We start from the raw sequence: 18,046 nt of genomic DNA, 5'->3' as shown, positions 1-18,046 counted from the left end.
ATCAAAAGAACACCTATATATAGGACTAAGAGTTCTATATATTCGTCAAAATAACGATTATTAAAGAGGGATTACAATAGAAACAAGAAAGGTTCAGCAGACTGGTGGCTCTACATATATAATTTCTCTTCCGAAACCCTGGGCGGATAAGGTTGGAATTAAAACAGGAGCCAGGGTCAGTTTATACCCGCAACCTGATGGTAAACTTGTTATCGATCCTATCCACGATTCCCCTCCTGCAAAGAGATGTCACATCGATGTTACCGGCAGGATGGGTGATGTCCTAAAAAGGGATCTCATTGCAGCTTATCTTGTAGGTTCCGATATAATTGAGATTAGGGCTGAAAGAATACTTTCCGATCAGAAGAAAACGATCAGGGAAATGTGTTATAAGCTGATAGGGCCGGAGATCATAGAGGAAACTGCTAAAAAAGTCGTTATACAGGACCTGCTGAACCCGGATGAGATCTCCATAAAGAAAAGCGTTCGTCGTATGTTCCTGATATCTAACTCCATGCATATGGATGCAATAAAGGCTGTTAAGACCCTTGATAACGATCTAGCACTTGATATTGATCACAGGGATGACGATGTTGACCGCTTGTTCCTGTTGATCGCAAAACAGTACAGGGCCGTTCTGAGGGGTGCCAAATTACCGGATGCAACGGATACCTCTATAGATGAGTATCATGATCTGAGGATGGCAGCAGGTCCGATTGAACGTATCGCGGATCACGCCCGTAAGATAGCCAAGGTCACTTTCACTCTTAAACGACCAATACCTGAAGACATCATGTCCATGATCGAGAAGACAAGTGACCTTTCCCGCAAGATCGTTGAAGATGCCATAGATTCTCTGTATAACTCCGATGTTAATCTTGCTAACCAGGTGATTGACAGAGTCGAAAAAATGTCTCCCCTGATCACAAAACTCAATGAAGCCAGTTTGAGACTGAACTCAAGTGAAACCATAGTTGCTATGGGAACTGTCATTGACAGTATTGACAGGACTGGTGACTATGGTGCAAATATAGCTGAAATTGCAATAAACTCTGCTATGGCGAGTCAAAAATGAAAAAGATACAGTTAAGTCCGGATTGTCAGTTATAACTTGACAGCTTATCTTGAAATAGTGCTATTGATACAGGCATATATAATAACAAATATATGTCAATGATTGTTTATAGTAAAAAATGATTCAGAAATCCTAACATCCGATGGACGGAGGGAACGAATGGGTGTAATAAAAAGGTTTAAAAAGAATTTTGCAGAAGTTTTTAAAAAACTGTTCAAAAAACAGAACGCACGTATTGGTATCTATGGTCCGCCGAATGCCGGTAAGACCACTCTTGCTAACAGGATTCTCAGGGACTGGACAGGTGATGCCATGGGCTCTGTCTCTCATGTTGCGCACGAGACCAGGCGGGCAAGGAGGAGAGAAGGCGTGACCATAAAGGCCAATGGAAATTCTCTGACACTTGATATCATTGATACTCCGGGACTGGCCACAAAGATCGATTTCCATGAGTTTATGGAACAGGGTATGGATGAAGCCGAGTCCAAAAGACGTGCAAAAGAAGCTACCGAGGGTGTTATAGAAGCTGTGAAGTGGCTCGAGAACCTTGATGGTGTAATTCTTGTGATGGATGCTACTGAGGACCCTTTCACTCAGGTCAATGTAACTGTTATCGGAAATATGGAAGCCCGCAATCTCCCTCTGCTGATAGTGGCCAACAAGGTAGACCTGCCGGAATCCTCTGCCACGACAATAAGGGATGCATTCCCACAACATCCTATGGTTGCGATATCCGCCCTCGAAGGAAAGAACATAGACACCATGTATGAAGAAATCGCAAAGAGGTTCGGGTGATCATGATGCAGGGTTTTCAGATGGATCTGATATCGGAACACAGGCTTGCTGAAATGACTCCTGTTGAAAAAGTCAGATTCATCATTGATGAGGTCATGGAAGGTAAGATACTGGTCCTTGAAAAGGGTCTTAGCCCTTCGGAAGAGGCAAGTCTTATCGAGATGACAATGACACTGATCGAGCCTGACGGTTTTTCAGGCATTGAGATGGAAAGTTATCCTTCAGAGGTCGATACTTCTTTCCTTGGTAAGATATTAAAAAAGAATGTCACAAAATCGAGACTTACGGTTATCGGGCCTGCGGACCAGCTGAAGACCCTGAAGAGGGACCGCAACATGATAAGTGCTCTAGTCTCCAACCACAAGTGATTGCGTGAACTTGAATGAGGACAAAAGAAAACAAAGAAAGTCTGATATCTCCTCACCTCTCTCTCTCATCATTTGAGATGGGAAGGGATGATGTGAATGTGGTATGTACATACGGTAAAATCTCCATCTGGTTCGGACGTCAGGTTCCCGATGTGGTCATTGGTCAGATATTTCTGGGTATCTCCAGGATAGACCAGGCAGCTGTTCATGAACTGGAGATGGTCTGTGATTTTGACGAGATCACGGATTTTGAGAGCAACGGTTATGTGCTGGTATCCTATGCAAGATCAAAGGATGGCTACAAGACCACATTCAATGTTCCTTTCTACAGCAAGAAGGCGCTCTTCAATCTCGCAGGTTCTGTAACCAGAGAACTTAAGAATGAGAACGCAGTTGTGGATTGCTATTGGACCGGCGATGATTCTGATATCATGCGTCTGTATGAAGAACTCAGTAATATCAAAGGCTGGAAGATAAAAAATATCAATTACAAAGAAGATGCAAAAGATAAGCATTATGAATAATGTTATTACATTTTTACTTATGTGAGGTTATCAGATCATGAATGAAATAGATATGACCGAATGCGAGCATCTAAAGTCCTCTATCCTGCTGATGGCAGTACACCTTGAAAAACTAGCTGAAGAAATTGATAACGACTCAATAAAAGAGATGCTGACAGAGATTCTGGACGCCAGGCATATTTTTGTATTGGGGGCAGGAAGGTCCGGTCTTGTAGGCAGGGCTTTTGCCATGAGACTTATGCACCTTGGTCTCTCTTCCCATGTCGTGGGCGAGACAACCACTCCCGCTGTAAGCAAGGGGGATGTGGTGATCGCAATATCCGGTTCAGGGCAAACCCGCTCAGTTTCGGATCTTGGGAAAGTTGCAAAGGATATCGGTGCTACTTTGATAGCAATTACTTCCAATAAAGACTCCAAGCTCGGGAATCTTTCAGATGTGGTTGTAGAACTCCCCGGAAGGACCAAAGAAGATATCGGTGGATATCTGGAACGTCATATGCGTGGCGAATACAGTTATCTGACCCCGCTGGGAACTTCTTTTGAGACTTCAGCAAGTGTTTTTCTTGATGCTGTTATTGCAGAACTGATCTACATTACAGGTGCATCCGAAGATGATCTGAAGTCAAGACATACCAATATCGAGTAACGGTGATAAACGATGGCTAACCCGAAGTTTGCACAAAGGGTTCTGGATATAGATATTTCCGGTATACGGAAAATGTTCGAAGCCGCTGGCTCAGATGCTATAAATCTTGGTCTGGGGCAGCCGGACTTTGATACGCCCGGGCATATAAAACAGGCTGCGATCGAAGCTATAAACGATGGCTTTACAAATTATACTTATGGTGCAGGTATCCGGGAACTTCGTCAGGCCATCAGCTACAAGTTCGAGAGAGAGAACAACTTCAGCGCTACGCCCGAGGAGGTCATTGTCACATCCGGAGCTTCGGAGGCACTGGAAATAGCAATTGCCTCACTTGTGGGCCCCGGGGATGAGGTAATGATCGCAGATCCGGGTTTTGTTTCATACAATGCTCTTGTGGGGATGATGGGTGGAAAGGTCTCTTCACTTCCCCTGGGGGATGACCTTACCATCAGGCCGGAGGACGTTGTAGAACGGATAACTCCGAAGACCAAAGCATTTATCGTCAATTCTCCTGCAAATCCTACCGGTGCGGTTCAAAGTAAGAGTGACATGAAGGCATTCGCGGAGATAGCCGATGACCATGGTATCACATTGATCTCGGATGAGGTATACGAGCATTTCATCTACGAAGGAGAACATGTGAGTCCGGCCAGTTTCTCGGATAATGTGATCACGGTCAATGCCGTATCCAAGACATATTCCATGACCGGTTGGAGACTTGGTTATGTTGCTGCCAGACGTGAATATACAGAGCAGATGATAAAGGTGCATCAGTATGTCCAGGCATGTGCCAATTCCATTGCACAGAAGGCAGCAGTTGCGGCTCTGGAAGGCCCTATGGAACCAGTCATCCGGATGCGTGAGGAATTCAGGAGGCGCAGGGATATCCTTGTTAAAGGTCTTAACTCCCTTGGCATGAAATGTGATCTTCCAAAAGGTGCCTTTTATGCATTTCCGCAAGTGGAGGACTCGGCAACGGTTGCAGGAAAGTTGATCTCCAATGGTGTGGTAGTAGTACCGGGAACCGCTTTCGGGGCTCTGGGGGACGGCTATATACGTCTGTCCTATGCAGCTTCCCGGGAAGATATAGAAAAAGCTCTGCAAATAATGGAAAACGTGCTTTGAACGCTAACAAATGTACTAATAAATCATAAAGAGGTCAAAGACCTCTATTCCTTACTTTTTTCGACCATTGCGATCAGCTTTCCCAGAACTTCCTGTACTCCTTCTCCTGTAGCAGTGGACATCTGCATATCTACAATATCCAGTTCTCTGAACTGGGGAAGGTCGGACTTGTTCGCAACGACAAGCAAGGGCAATGGGAACTGTTCTCTTACTTCCTCTAACATGTTGGTCTGCTCATGGATCTCATAGCCACAGGTCTCGCTGGCATCAATCATGAAAAGTACTACGGCATTCAGATGCTTTAACGCTGTGATGGCCTGCAGTTCAATTTCGTTCCTCTCAGACATCGGCCTGTCGAGAAGTCCTGGTGTGTCCATTACCTGATACCTATCATTCCCGACCATAAAGTGTCCTATGGATACGCCTTTTGTGGTGAAGGGGTAGGATGCTATCTCAGGTCTTGCTCCTGTTGCCATGGAAACAAAACTAGATTTGCCTATATTGGGATAACCTGCAACTACAATGGTAGGTTCATTGTGGACGTCGGGTAATTTCCTGAGCTTGTTACGTGCCTCATTGAGGAACTTGAGTTCCTTATCTATTGAACCCATGATAGATCCAAGGCGTCCAAAACACTGTTTCCTTAATGATACAGGGTCTCTTGAACGCCGCATCTTGCCGACATACTCCCTGGCAATCTCATGTATCTTGGAACTGGCCCAGTCTATTCTGGCGAGGGATTTCCTCAGTTCGTCAACACCTACCAGTATGTCTGCCATCTCATAATAAAAAGGTGGAAGGTCCTCAAATGTGGGGAAACGGCGAACAATATTTGCCAGGTTGTCTGTAAGTATGTTGGCAGAGGTCAGCACCATTGACTCATTTGCTTTGAGTAGTGTTTCTCTTCCAGTGACCTTCTTCCCGGACATTGCCCTGGTTGCTCTTCTGAACGCCTTATCCACCAATTCATCTGATGTTTGGACGGTGTGGATCTTTTCAAATATCATATTCTCTTTACCTGTCGGGCTCAATCACCTGAAGATATAAATTTGTATTCCTTGCTTTATGGGCTATGTTCTTTTTAAAGTATCGTGTAGTTGAAATACTACAAACATATATATCCCTTTTGAGTATTGTATTATTGTTTTAGGGAACGGTGATTTGATGGAGCTAGCTCCTATCCAAAAAGATATTCTGATTGCTTTGATAAATCTTCAGAGAGAAAAAGACCGTGCTGTAAAAGGCGAGGAAATTGCTGAACTTATAAATCGCAATCCTGGTACTGTTCGAAACCAGATGCAATCCCTTAAGGTCCTCGGGCTCGTAGAAGGGGTTCCCGGTCCGAAAGGCGGATATAAGGCCACAGGTGTGGCTTATGAGGCACTCAGTATAACAGCAATGGAACACGAGGCGCAGGTGCCCATTTTCCGCAATGATATAGTCGTGGATGGTGCAACTGTGGCGGAGATAAGTTTTACTACGGTCCGTCATCCTGATCTATGTCACGGTATCATTAAAGTACTTGGTAACATCAAAAGTTTTGAACAGGGAGACAAAGTCCAGATGGGTCCGACGCCTGTCAATAAACTGGTTGTCCGCGGTGAAGTTGTGGGTCGTGATGACACACATAACACTCTGGTATTCACAATAAATGAGATGATCTCTCTTCCCAAGAAACCTGTGAAAAACTATGCGCGTATGAATATCATCTCGATCAACGCAAACGCATCCATACAGGAAACTGCAAGGTTGCTTGTCGAGAATGGTATACATGGTGCACCAGTGAGGGATGGCGAGGAAATAATTGGAATAGTGACTTTCACCGACATTGGAGATGCAGTGGCAAGCGGCAAAATGACTGCAAGGGTTAAGGAAATAATGACAAAGGAGCTGATCACCGTGGATGCGGAAACTTCCCTGTATGATGCAGTAAAGGTTTTCGATAGGCATAACATCGGCTTTCTGCTTGTTGCCTTTGAGGGTGTGCCAAAGGGGATTCTCTCTAAGAAGGATATTTTCCATGAACTGACTGTTTATTAAAAAATACTAAACAGTCGTTTTGCTTTTTTGCCTCTGAAAAAGTTGTGGCTAACTGCAGGCTCCGGTCCGGCCAATTCAAGCATTCTTAGCTTATTGCCTGAGGCAAAAGAAGTAAGGAGAAGGGCACTTATAGGTGTTCGTGTATCTTTGCAGCCTTACGCTGACCGCTTACAGGAATCCGGAAGGGTCTTATTCTCTGCGTTTTTTGAGCTCTTCGGCTATTTCCTCAAGAGTTATCCCTTTTGCAGCAAACATTACCAGTAGATGGAAAAGCAGGTCAGACGACTCATAGATGATCTCTTCTCTTCTATCTCCCTTTGCCGCCAGTATTGTTTCAATTGACTCTTCTCCTACTTTTTCGAGTATTTTGTCAATACCCTTTCTGTGGCTCAGCAGAGAGCATACATAGGAACTCTCAACCGGTTTATTCTTACGTTCAAGTATGACGTCATATATCTCATTGAGGATAGAAAGGTCAGTTTCGGACATGTTTTATCTCCTGTAACAAAAGAAGGGCATATCTGATTTATGTTCATCTGTGATCCTGTGCGGATCAGGGTAGCATTTTTTAAAAAATAGTATGGTGACGTTGGCTGTAATCGACACAATATGACGGGAATGTGTTGGTAATCCAACGTCTTAAACTATCATATTAATTTTATCATATATCTGTTTTGGTCGCAGGTCAAAGAAAGATGAGGCAGAAGAGGCTCATACCTTTCTTGGGTCTGTGATCTCTCCGGTGAGAGCTGAAGCAGCTGCTGTTGCAGGTGAGCTAAGGTACACAAATGATTGCGGACTCCCTTCTCTTCCTTTGAAATTACGGTTGGATGTTGCAAGTCCGACCTCGCCGTTGCCCAGAAGTCCGAACGATCCGCCCATGCACGGTCCGCAACATGGTGATTCGACTATTGCTCCGGCTTCCATGAACTGCTCGATGTAACCTGCCTTCAGGACCTTCATATATTCCGTCCTCGATGCAGGAATTATAAGGAGTCTCACATCTTTTGCCACGGGTTCGTCCCCCATCATCTTGGCAACTACTTCTATATCCTCGAACCTTCCGTTGGTACAGGAGCCTACAAAGATCTGGTCCAGCTTTGTGCCTTCGACTTCGGTAACAGGCTTCACATTGTCCACATTGTGGGGGCAGGCAACCTGTGGTTCGAGTTTACTGACATCGTAATTCTTCACTTCCGAGTAAACGGCATCCTCGTCCGACTTCCAGTAGGGGTCAAGTTCAAAATCCGGAATGCGTTCCTGGAGATACTTTTCAGTTATACTGTCCGCTTCGATTATTCCTGCCTTGCCCCCCATCTCGATTGCCATGTTGGACACTGTCATACGCTCTGAGATTGGCATCTCTCTGACAGTGGAACCTGCATATTCGGCAGCCTTGTATCTTGCTCCTTCTACACCGACATCTCCGATGAGATGAAGTATCATGTCCTTGGAATACACGTGCTTCTGGAATTTCCCGTTCACTTCGAACTTTATTGTCTCGGGGACCTTGAACCAGAGTTTGCCTGATGCGAAAACGGCAGCCATGTCTGTTGATCCTATGCCAGTTGAAAATGCTCCAAGTGCTCCATAGGCGCATGTATGTGAGTCAGAACCAACTATAAGATCGCCCGGCATGACGTGGCCCTTCTCGGGCATTACCTGGTGGCAGACTCCCTCATACACGTCGTAGTTTATTATGCCCTGTTCCCTGGCAAACTTTCTGAGCATGATATGATTGGCAGCTGCGTTGAGTGAATCGGCGGGAACCTGGTGGTCAAAAACGATAACTATCTTGCTAGGATCCCATACCTTCTTTTCTTCTTTGTCCCTCATAATCTCATAAAAGCCTTCGACTGCAAGGGGTCCTGTAATGTCATGGGTCATTGCCCTGTCTATATCGGCCATTACGAACTCTCCGGCTTTAACCGCCTTTCCGGAAGCCTTCGAAAATATCTTCTCAGAGATTGTCATTGCTTGGTCAGTGGTGGACATGGTAATCATTTTACAAATTTAATCTGTTATAAATCAATCGATGATCTGTTTTATTCTCAGGGCAGTCCTGTGAATTCCTCTGCTATCATGTACTATATACTTAATAATACCTTCCAGTATATTCTCAAAGGCCTTATTAACATTTTCAGGTCCCTGCTCGAATCCTTCGTACTTTTCGTAGAGCAGGATCGTTTCCTGTATCTCTGCAATATATCTGGAGCGCACTTTGCCCGCAAGTTCCAGGCTTTGCTCAATTGATATGTGCTTCCCGAGTCCCTCACATTCGGATACATTCAATTCTCCATCTTGCATGTAAAAGGGGTAGGTGCTGCACAACATTGGACGTACTTCATATATACTGCAACTGTTTCCTGATCCTTTCTCCCGGATGAAGGTGCAATCTCCGTTTCTTTGCTGACACATTTTCCACCCGAATGTATGGATGTTGCCTTCTCTGTCAATAAGGTCCCTGTTATCTTCGAGATAATTTATATCAGGCAGGGCATCAGTTCCCTCTGTGAGGGGTATGGACACCTGTGTATGTCTGAACCCCGTGTGACCGCATATTCTCTCTATTTCTTCAGGGCTCACTATTACCGTATTGTCTCCATGTTCTTTCCTGCAGCATTTACCGCACATGTTGCAGTAAAAACCGATACTATGTATTTTTGATGCGAGTTCCTCAGGGTCTGTTCTTTTTGCAGTCTCAAGCTCTTCCCGGAGACTTTGTATAAGATACTCCTTGAATTTGACGCTCATCTTCATTGTTCTAAGTGAAATTGATATAAGGATTTATTGTCGGATTATTGGTATGTGTATGTCAACTACGGCAGATAATGTAAATCGATAGTTTTCGAAAAAGGGATTCTGGCTCATTCCAAGTCAGTTATGTATAATTCATAGTATACTATTTTTAATATACTTAGAAAAAGAGCTTCTGTTCAATATACTATTCTATGTACAATATTAGATAAATCCTGTTTTTCAATATTCTCTTTCTCTATGCATGATCTGTCTTAAAACAGCTTAATATATATGATTTCCTTGTTAAAGGAACCATAAGCATCATTTGCATTTTTTTAATCCCCACACGGTTGCAATCAAGAAAGACTTTGCATGATCTTGGTAAGGCTTGTTATCTGAATTAATTTTGCAGCTTGCCCGTCTGTGTGATATGTATGATTAAATAATACTTGCCAGGGATTATGTTTTTTCCATCTCTGCCTCGTCTTCATCGCATATGACTGTGATTTTGTCATAAATGTGTTCTCTTGTGGCGCAGGCAGCATAAACTGCATAACTTGCATACTTTCTATGTCGGATCCGCCTGTGCTGATGAACTTTCAGGTTCCTGCTTTATGCGTATGTATGAAATAGTATGAATGACTGCTTTGCCACTCCATATTAACTTATTACTGATTCATAATAGGACAATCCTTTTCTTATGAATTTGCCATGCAGCCATATGTCATAATTCCCGCATGTTATTGGTTTTTAAGATATGGGTATGCTCATCAGGTCGGCTGAATTATTCAGGCGCAAACAACGGCTTGTTAACGGGTCGACTTCTCATGCCGCATGAACTCAAAGTCATATTCAGGAAAGTATATATTTCAAATAGTAAGTAATATAATATGTTCAATATAGTATGTGTGGTCTTGCACGTAGTTGTCCTGCAGCAAAGCCGCATGTGTGTTGTGATTTAAAAAAAGATTGCATGAAGAGTCATTATTCGCCGTTCTCTTCAACACCAACGGCACCCAGGAATCGCTTGACTACGGCTTCATTGACCAGCCGCAGGAGGGTCTGCCTGTCTTTTGCCGAACTGAAAAGTCCGAGTCCTATCTGTGCTGCGGCTGCATTGGCATGTCCGCCCGCATCTTCTCCGAAGGCACGTTTCATGACATCTCCCAGATTGACACGTATGTCGTTGCTTCTTCCGGAAATAAAGATCTTGTCCTCGCTCACTCCGAAAACCAATGTCGTGGAAATACCTTCAAGATTCAGTAAATAGTCGGCAGCTTGTGGTAATGTATCCCTGTCGCGGATACTGCCAACATTTGAAAGCAGGTAACTCCCTGTTACCTGTCTGTTATTGATAGCTTCTCCCAGCACATCCAGTGTCTCGATTGACATTGAAGGACGTTCGAGCTGGTCCAGGACGTCATGGTCCGAGAGCGGGTAAAGATATGATGCAGCTGAGAGATCGGCTGAGTCAGTATTCCGCTTGAAGTCCATTGTGTCGGTTCTTATTCCATACAACAGAGCTGTCGCAAGCATGCTATCAATATCCACATTAAGTTCCTGCAGGTATTTGGTAACAATTGTCGAAGATGCGCCCACGTTCGGACGTATGTCTATGAATTCCGCATCGATCTCAGCATCCGTGATAGGGTGGTGATCGATAATTACTCCTATGCTGGTATTCGGGGGCAACGGATTGTTAGCCCCCGGGACCGAGCAGTCGATAAGTGCTATCTTATCGTAACTTGCCAGATCAACATCCTCTATCCTGTAAAGGTCAATATCCAGCAGATTTACAAAAGCCTTGTTTTCCTGATGTCCTATCTCTCCATGGTAAACTATGTCCGTTACGACATCATAGGAATGGGCAATTGCCATTAAGCCAAGTGCACCGGCAATGGCATCAGGATCTGGATTGTTATGGACCACAATGGCAAATTGTTTACCTCTTATGCCTTCGAACCATTGTGTCAGCTTGTTGCCGCGCCGGAGCCCTTCTGCACGTTCAAGTGATCTTGAAAGGGATTTGGCAACCATTCTTGGCGGCATGATGACAAGGTCTGCACCCATTGTCTCCATTTCCTGCATGTTGATAACGTCAGGAGCTCTTGCAACACAGTAAACATCCCGGGGCACCTTCTCTCTCACATTCGCAAGAGCCGCCTTGTTTGCTTCCGGATCTGAACTCAGGATGAGTATGCCTGCAAGATTTTTAGTGTTGATCCTTTCCAGAAGCGCAGGGTCACTCACGTCACCTACAATGGCTTCATAAGCTTCATCGCGCAAGGTTTCCACTTTCTGTGCATCCTTGTCAACGATTATCAGGTCCTTATCAAGTTCCCTGAGCTCTTTTGCCAATGCAAAACCGAAACTCCCACTGCCAAGTATGAGGTATGTGGGTTTTATTTTTATCCTGTCTGTTGCACTGACATCTTTTGCAATGGCGTTAATCAGAATCCCTCCATTTTGTGTAGAATCTGCCTAATATATCTAAAGAATTGCGGTAAAAGAAAACCAGATTTAACTGAACTGGTAATTAAAATGTTTATCAAGGGATAAATACTTAACTTTATTTCTTTCCTGGTCCCATACTGGTATTTGGTATGCTTCATATCCTTTCCTGCGCTTTTTCACAAGGTACCGGGTTTTTAAGGCCCTGGCTAAAAGTTTATGTGGTTTCACTATTATAACCTAACATGAGCTAGATAAAGTTGTGACACGGTAATATCGGGATCGGTCACTTTGAGTGTCGGTCAGGAAACGGATTCGTGAGGTTTCAGCAGATTCCGGCATATAGGAAACAGATAACCATGGATGCTATTACATTTTCCCGTATGAAAGCCATAGATGCCAACTGCGCATATCTGGGAATGGATCCTCTGCAATTGATGGAGAATGCAGGTGCAGGTATTGCACGCGAGATCAGTTCCAGGTTGCATTCAGGAACTGTGCTTTTCATAGCCGGAAGGGGTAATAACGGTGGAGATGCCTTTGTGGCTGCAAGGCACCTTGCAATTGAGGAAGGCTACAGGATAAAAGTTCTTCTTCTGGGACACAGATCCCGTATCAGGACCGAAGAATCCCTGACCAATTTCGGATTGCTCAGTAACAGCGGCATCAGTGAGATAAAGGAAATTTCTGATTCCTCTGAATTGAGAGCGTACCATGGCTGGAGTGAAGCTGATATTGTAGTTGATGCCGTGCTTGGTTCCGGGATAAAAGGTGCCCCGAGGGAGCTGGAATCAACTGCAATAGACCTTATTAACAGTGGCGGCAAGTTCGTTATCTCTGTGGATATTCCTTCCGGCCTGGATCCGGGTGCCAGTATACCTGGAAAATGTGTGAATGCAGACCTTACCCTTACGTTCCACAAGATGAAAAAAGAGCTGCTTTTGCCTGATGTCGGACAGTTCACAGGTGAGGTAAAGGTCATAGGGATAGGTGTCTGCAGGGATGCAGAGAGTTTTGCTGGCAAAGGTGACATCATGAACCTGCGCAGGAGAAGCCAGACATCCCATAAAGGTGATTCCGGAAGAGTACTGGTCATCGGCGGAGGGCCTTATTACGGAGCACCGGTGTTCACATCAATGGCAGCCCTGAGAGCCGGTGCGGACATAGTAACACTGGCAGTCCCTGAAAGCATTGCAGATACTGTGGCCTCCTTTTCACCTGACTTTATAATATCCCGGTTACCCGGGACTTTTCTTAAGCCGGACCATGTCCCCCGGATTCGTGAACTCCTGGAGTCTCATGACGTGGTGGTCATAGGGCCTGGTCTGGGGAGGGAGAGAATGACACGGGAGGCAATTGCCCGTATACTTGCTATTTGCAAAAGAGCTGTGATAGATGCTGATGGCCTTTATAATCTTTCCTTGCCTGCGGAGAGGAACGGTGAGTTCATAATCACTCCGCATCCAGCGGAGTATGCCCGGCTTGCAGGCGACAGACTTCCTGGGGATTTTGAGAAAAGGAAAGATATTGTATGTGCTTTTTCGAAGGAAAAACATATTGTGACACTTCTAAAAGGTAGTATTGATATCGTATCAGACGGAAAGGAAGTAAGGCTCAACAGGACCGGAAATGCCGGTATGACCGTGGGTGGCACAGGTGATGTACTTGCCGGGATCGTCGGAGCACTGTTCGCTGTCAACGATGCAATTGATGCTGCAACCTGCGGATGCTTTATCAATGGGATGGCAGGGGACTTTGCTTTTGAGCAAAGAGGAAGGGGCTTGCTTGCAAGTGATATTCTTGAAAAGATCACTGATGTGATGAAGGGGTTATGAATATGGGAAAGGAAGAACGTAAAATAGTTGTTGACATAGAAAGAAAACGTGTGCGTATAACGATCAGCCATGGTGAGGATGAAGAGATATTGAAACTCAGCCTTGATGAAGCAAAGAATCTGCAAGAAAAACTAAATAGCACCATTGAGGATTACTTCCAGAGGCAGGATATAAGGATTGACTGAGAAAACGGTGATCTGTTGAAAAAAGAATTCACACACATTCAGGACGACCGGGCGGTAATGGTTGATATAGGTAATAAGGACATAGTTACTCGAAGAGCTGTTGCATCCGGAGATATTGTCCTTAGCAGGGATACTCTGGAAATGATAAAAAAAGGCACCATTGAAAAAGGGAATGTTTTTTCAACCGCAAGGGTCGCTGCTATCCTAGCCGTCAAGAGAACTCCTGAAATGATTCCTATGTGTCATCAGATCCCGATCACAAGTGTTGATGTGGATCTTGCAATCGACGATGATCATGTTTCTGCAGTCGTGGAGGTACGCTCGGTAGGCAGGACCGGCGTTGAGATGGAAGCTCTTACCGGTGTCTCCGTATCACTCCTTACGGTTTGGGATATGGTGAAATCTGCCGAAAAGGACAATACAGGCAACTATCCCTATACCTGCATACGTAACATAAAAGTCGTTGAAAAGATAAAAAGCGACCAAAACTAATGTATGATATGATACATTACCAATACTAAAAATGAAGTTCTAAAGAGGTAAACTATTTGAAAATCATAGGAGGACCCGCATCTCAGGCTCTTTCGTCACGTGTTGCAAGGGAACTTAATCTGGAACCCACGGTAAGTGATTTTACCCGGTTCCCTGACGGTGAGCTTTACACGCGTATACTTGATGCAGATGTCGACGAAGTAACTATTATACAGAGCACAATGACCGATCAGGACTTTGTGGCATTGCTACAGCTGATCGATGCATGTGAGGATTCACCTGTCATCAATGTTGTCATCCCTTACATGGGATATTCAAGACAGGACCGAAAATTCAAAACAGGCGAGCCTATAAGTGCAAGAGCTATTGCAAGAACAATAAATGCAGACAGGGTATTTACTGTTAATGTGCATAAAGCCAGTATCCTGGATTATTTTAATGCCGATGCTTTTGATCTGGATGCAGCACATATTATCGGCTATCATCTCAGGTCTCTAAGCCTTCAGGACCCTTTACTGGTTTCCCCTGACCTGGGAGCTCTTGATTTTGTAGAGAGAGCTGCAAAGGAAACAGGTTTTGATTATGATTATCTTGAAAAGACCCGTCTTTCGGGAGATACGGTAACCATAAAAACGAAAAATGTGGATGTCAACGGCAGGGATATAGTGCTCCTTGACGATATGATAGCAACCGGCGGGACAATGGTCGAGTCAATAAAGCTGCTCAAAAGCCAGGGTGCAAGAGATGTCTATCTGGCCTGTGTGCATCCGGTGCTGGCACGAAATGCCGTCATGAGGCTCTACAACTCCGGTGTCAAGGATATAATCTCCACCGATACAATTGAAAGGATCCAGAGTTCTGTAAGTGTTGCACCTCTGATAGCTAATGCTATCAAAGGAATGTAATAGTATTGATTTGTAATAATAATAGTTAGAGGTGCATGAACATGACGTTACCTGAAGTCTGCCCCAGGGACGGGGTATCACAATGTAAGAAGGCCGATTGTCATCTTTATATCATAGACTGGCGTTCAGGGGATGAACAATGTATCATCGGGTATAGTTCTACACATAAACAGATGTCAAGATCCTCGCCTGTTGTGGACACCTATGCAGATAGGACACGCCTGAAACGCGAAATCAAAAGGGTGCAAACGACTACCGAAAATTCTTCGGCAAGGTCATTTCAGGAAACAAGTCTTCCTGAAAAAAGGCATTCTGAAATAAGCTCTTCTGAAACAAGGCCCGAAAAGCCAGTCTTCTCTGAGAAGAGAACAGGTTCAGAGACAGGGTCTCCTGTTCAGGATGAACATGAAAAGGACAGGTTTCATGAAAAAGTAGTTTCAAGTGACAAAAACACTACTCTGATCGAATCCAGCGCAACTCCGGATGATAGTCAGCCAGTCCCGAGGAAAAGAAAGTCCATAGATGATGTGATGGATCTTGACCTTCCGGATAACTATGAGGAGGAATTCTGGAAATAAATGTTTCTTTTATCCTGTATTCATGAAAGATAATGATATTCTTGAGATCTATCAGACGCTTCTGGATGAGATGGGTCTCCAGTACTGGTGGCCTGCAGATACAGCTTTTGAGGTTGTGGTTGGTGCGATACTGACTCAGCAGACCAAATGGTCCAATGTTGAAAAAGCGATAGAGGACTTGAAAATCCGGGGTCTGCTTGAACCCGTTTCTCTTGTGGATGTTGATATTTCCCTTCTGGAAGAACTTGTCCGATGTTGCGGTTTTTACAGGCAGAAAGCCTCAAGGTTGAAGAACCTTGCTTGTTTTTTCATGCAAAATGACATGGAAACACTTTTCTCCATTCCAGTTAATGAACTCAGGGAAACCCTGTTATCGATCCGGGGTGTAGGTAACGAGACCGCTGACTGTATAATTCTTTACGCAGCTGGCAGGCCGAAATTCGTTATAGATGCATACACTACCCGCATAATGAAATGCATGGGTACGAAAGGCAGCTACATGCAATTGCAACAGCTGTTTGAGGATAATCTTCCCGCGGATGTTGATCTCTATAAGGAGTATCATGCTTTGATAGTTGAATATTCAAAAGCCTTCTGCTCAAAGAAAAGATGTGAAGACTGTTTACTGAGAGAGAAGATCCGCAGATAAGGAATTTATAAGCATGGACATTGATGCATACGAACAGATATATGGTGCCCTGGACGGGGTCGATGATGTTGCCAGGGTGGCAGAACACTTCTCCCAGCCAATAGGAGTGATATATTCGATACTGAACCAGAAAACGGTCACAGATGTCAAAAGAAACTTTTCAAAAGTACAAAGCAAGAGCAAAACTCATCTGAGAATGTGGAAAAAGGGTAAGACCATCGTCCAGATAGCCAGTAAGAACAGGATCCCTGCAACTCTTATGGTCTCCATGCTTCTGAAAGAGATGGGGATACCAAAGAAGTCCTTTGTAAAGAACATCGACGAACTTCCTGACATGCGGCTGAAGAATGAAGTTAAGGAAGCTATTGACTCCGATTTCTTTTTCTCTCCAAGGGCGCATGAACTGCATACCATCAAGGGAAAACTTGGAGAGGACATCCTTGAGGCCTGGCTCGTGGAACAGGGAATCTCTTTTAGCACAGAGGAAGATCTCCGTGAGATGGGAATGTTAAAAACGCCGGATTTCCTGCTGGATGAAGATATGGAAATAAACGGTATGAAAATATCCTGGATAGAAAGTAAAGCTTTGTTTGGTGATGAAAGGGAACACCAATATTATTTAAAAAAGCAATTCATCGATTATGAAGAAAATTATGGTACCGGTATGGTCGTATACTGGTACGGTTTCATTGACACGATCACAATGAACGGACACCTTATAAAAGATTATCAGTTCTTTGGAAAGGACTGGGGCATAATCGATGAACTGCTTAACTACGAGACTCAGTGGTAAATACCGACATCTGCTTCAACCAGTTTTTCCTGAACAACAGTTATTTTCGGAGTGTCTTCGAAGACATTCTTTGTGTACACGTGAGCGACTTCCTCTTCGTCGTACAATACTGCTTCTTCATTAATGGTTGCGTGGTTGCCATGGATGGCAAGGAACGGCAGTACTTCTTCGTTTGTGGGGTCTCGCCTGTTTTTCATATAAAAGATGTCCATGGATGTGCTCAACGGCATATCCTCTCTGGTGGTGGTTATGCGGGTCATCATTACTAGACTAGTTGGTAATTATTAATACCTTACGGTTCGCACAAATACGAACAATCTGTATTAATTGAGAATGATAAAGGCGCCAGATATCAATTTTTTAATATTAAGAAATTGCACATTCCGGGTCAGTCTCAACGGTCACTGTGATAAGTTACAACATTTCCTTCCCTTTGACTGCCTTTCACATTTGGGGCACAGTTCCGCATGACGCATGTACTGACAAATATGGTCCAATACGATATCTGATGTAGCGTGTTCAAGCAGGGATGCTTCTTCCGTAGCTTTTTCGGGTTCTATTCCCAATACCTCTGAAAGGAATCTTCGGAGGACTCTGTTACTGTGCCTCAGTTTGATCGCCTGCTGGCTTCCCAGTTCTGTCAGCTCCACTCCGTAATATGGCCTGTAATCCACAAATCCGGCTTCTGAAAGCCTCTGGATCATTTCGGTGACACTTGGGGCTGATACGTTTAAAGCCACAGCAATCTGGTTTGTTCTTGCCGGTGAATTGTTCTTCCTTACCAGCAGAAAGATGGTTTCAAGATATTCGTCTGTGCGTTCCGGATACATTCCGATCTCTCCGATT

General features: G+C 44.3%; 21 protein-coding genes. 14 read left to right on the top strand and 7 right to left on the bottom strand.

Annotated features, from left to right (window positions below):
* Positions 1-70 precede the first annotated feature (70 nt).
* From CUN85_RS07940 to CUN85_RS07915, 6 genes are all read left to right on the top strand, one after another.
* A complete protein-coding gene (locus CUN85_RS07940) occupies positions 71-1,075 on the top strand; it encodes a phosphate uptake regulator PhoU (RefSeq protein WP_328591253.1) in 1,005 nt (334 codons plus the stop codon).
* Between the two features lie 159 nt (positions 1,076-1,234).
* Positions 1,235-1,870 carry an Era-like GTP-binding protein gene (locus tag CUN85_RS07935; protein ID WP_135389789.1) on the top strand — a complete coding sequence of 212 codons (636 nt, stop codon included), beginning with the start codon at positions 1,235-1,237 and terminating at the stop codon, positions 1,868-1,870.
* 5 nt (positions 1,871-1,875) lie between these two features.
* Complete coding sequence (locus tag CUN85_RS07930; RefSeq protein WP_135389859.1) at positions 1,876-2,238, top strand: DUF2073 domain-containing protein; 363 nt, start codon at positions 1,876-1,878, stop codon at positions 2,236-2,238.
* A gap of 14 nt (positions 2,239-2,252) precedes the next feature.
* On the top strand, positions 2,253-2,762 hold the full coding sequence (locus CUN85_RS07925; RefSeq protein ID WP_135389788.1) for a hypothetical protein: 510 nt from the start codon (positions 2,253-2,255) through the stop codon (positions 2,760-2,762).
* Positions 2,763-2,799: 37 nt separating this feature from the next.
* Positions 2,800-3,408, top strand: coding sequence for a 6-phospho-3-hexuloisomerase (gene hxlB / locus CUN85_RS07920; RefSeq protein WP_135389787.1), 609 nt, complete (start codon positions 2,800-2,802; stop codon positions 3,406-3,408).
* A 12-nt stretch (positions 3,409-3,420) separates the two neighbouring features.
* Positions 3,421-4,533, top strand: coding sequence for a pyridoxal phosphate-dependent aminotransferase (locus CUN85_RS07915; RefSeq protein WP_135389786.1), 1,113 nt, complete (start codon positions 3,421-3,423; stop codon positions 4,531-4,533).
* Positions 4,534-4,577: 44 nt separating this feature from the next.
* Here CUN85_RS07915 and CUN85_RS07910 read toward each other — a convergent pair whose 3' ends face one another.
* Entirely contained in the window at positions 4,578-5,540 is a 963-nt protein-coding gene (locus CUN85_RS07910; RefSeq protein WP_135389785.1) for an NOG1 family protein, read from the bottom strand.
* 157 nt (positions 5,541-5,697) lie between these two features.
* On the opposite strand from CUN85_RS07910, the gene CUN85_RS07905 reads away from it, so the two are divergent.
* Complete coding sequence (locus CUN85_RS07905) at positions 5,698-6,573, top strand: CBS domain-containing protein (protein ID WP_135389784.1); 876 nt, start codon at positions 5,698-5,700, stop codon at positions 6,571-6,573.
* A gap of 189 nt (positions 6,574-6,762) precedes the next feature.
* Here CUN85_RS07905 and hisE read toward each other — a convergent pair whose 3' ends face one another.
* From hisE to CUN85_RS07885, 4 genes are all read right to left on the bottom strand, one after another.
* Entirely contained in the window at positions 6,763-7,062 is a 300-nt protein-coding gene (hisE, locus tag CUN85_RS07900; protein ID WP_135389783.1) for a phosphoribosyl-ATP diphosphatase, read from the bottom strand.
* A 222-nt stretch (positions 7,063-7,284) separates the two neighbouring features.
* Positions 7,285-8,568, bottom strand: coding sequence for a 3-isopropylmalate dehydratase large subunit (locus CUN85_RS07895; RefSeq protein ID WP_235856253.1), 1,284 nt, complete (start codon positions 8,566-8,568; stop codon positions 7,285-7,287).
* Between the two features lie 33 nt (positions 8,569-8,601).
* Entirely contained in the window at positions 8,602-9,327 is a 726-nt protein-coding gene (locus CUN85_RS07890; protein WP_167848831.1) for a YkgJ family cysteine cluster protein, read from the bottom strand.
* Positions 9,328-10,296: 969 nt separating this feature from the next.
* Positions 10,297-11,763, bottom strand: a complete 1,467-nt coding sequence (locus tag CUN85_RS07885) for a DHH family phosphoesterase (RefSeq protein ID WP_135389781.1) — start codon at positions 11,761-11,763, stop codon at positions 10,297-10,299.
* Between the two features lie 359 nt (positions 11,764-12,122).
* On the opposite strand from CUN85_RS07885, the gene CUN85_RS07880 reads away from it, so the two are divergent.
* Genes CUN85_RS07880 through CUN85_RS07850 form a run of 7 tightly spaced genes read left to right on the top strand, consistent with a single transcriptional unit; the run spans position 12,123 to position 17,200 of the window.
* Positions 12,123-13,598 carry an NAD(P)H-hydrate dehydratase gene (locus tag CUN85_RS07880; protein ID WP_135389780.1) on the top strand — a complete coding sequence of 492 codons (1,476 nt, stop codon included), beginning with the start codon at positions 12,123-12,125 and terminating at the stop codon, positions 13,596-13,598.
* Between the two features lie 2 nt (positions 13,599-13,600).
* Positions 13,601-13,783 (top strand): hypothetical protein, encoded by a 183-nt coding sequence (locus CUN85_RS07875; protein ID WP_135389779.1) that lies wholly within the window; start codon positions 13,601-13,603, stop codon positions 13,781-13,783.
* Positions 13,784-13,798: 15 nt separating this feature from the next.
* Positions 13,799-14,275: a cyclic pyranopterin monophosphate synthase MoaC gene (gene moaC, locus CUN85_RS07870; protein WP_135389778.1), complete on the top strand. Its 477-nt coding sequence runs from the start codon at positions 13,799-13,801 to the stop codon at positions 14,273-14,275.
* Between the two features lie 56 nt (positions 14,276-14,331).
* Positions 14,332-15,180, top strand: a complete 849-nt coding sequence (locus CUN85_RS07865) for a ribose-phosphate diphosphokinase (protein WP_135389777.1) — start codon at positions 14,332-14,334, stop codon at positions 15,178-15,180.
* Between the two features lie 41 nt (positions 15,181-15,221).
* Complete coding sequence (locus CUN85_RS07860) at positions 15,222-15,758, top strand: hypothetical protein (protein ID WP_135389776.1); 537 nt, start codon at positions 15,222-15,224, stop codon at positions 15,756-15,758.
* A 22-nt stretch (positions 15,759-15,780) separates the two neighbouring features.
* Positions 15,781-16,407 (top strand): endonuclease III domain-containing protein, encoded by a 627-nt coding sequence (locus CUN85_RS07855; RefSeq protein ID WP_135389775.1) that lies wholly within the window; start codon positions 15,781-15,783, stop codon positions 16,405-16,407.
* A gap of 13 nt (positions 16,408-16,420) precedes the next feature.
* Positions 16,421-17,200 carry a C15orf41 family protein gene (locus CUN85_RS07850; RefSeq protein WP_135389774.1) on the top strand — a complete coding sequence of 260 codons (780 nt, stop codon included), beginning with the start codon at positions 16,421-16,423 and terminating at the stop codon, positions 17,198-17,200.
* Here the strand turns inward: CUN85_RS07850 and CUN85_RS07845 are convergent.
* The gene (locus CUN85_RS07845; protein WP_135389773.1) at positions 17,191-17,460 is read right to left on the bottom strand and encodes a hypothetical protein; all 270 of its coding nucleotides are present in this window, start codon (positions 17,458-17,460) and stop codon (positions 17,191-17,193) included. The two genes, CUN85_RS07850 and CUN85_RS07845, sit on opposite strands and share 10 nt — an antisense overlap.
* 141 nt (positions 17,461-17,601) lie before the next feature.
* The gene (locus tag CUN85_RS07840) at positions 17,602-18,030 is read right to left on the bottom strand and encodes a metal-dependent transcriptional regulator (RefSeq protein WP_135389772.1); all 429 of its coding nucleotides are present in this window, start codon (positions 18,028-18,030) and stop codon (positions 17,602-17,604) included.
* Positions 18,031-18,046 lie beyond the last annotated feature (16 nt).

The organism is Methanolobus halotolerans, from assembly GCF_004745425.1.
GTDB classification, from domain to species: Archaea; Halobacteriota; Methanosarcinia; order Methanosarcinales; family Methanosarcinaceae; genus Methanolobus; species Methanolobus halotolerans.
Note: the sequence above shows the minus strand (reverse complement) of the source record. Positions and strands in the feature narration are given on the sequence as shown.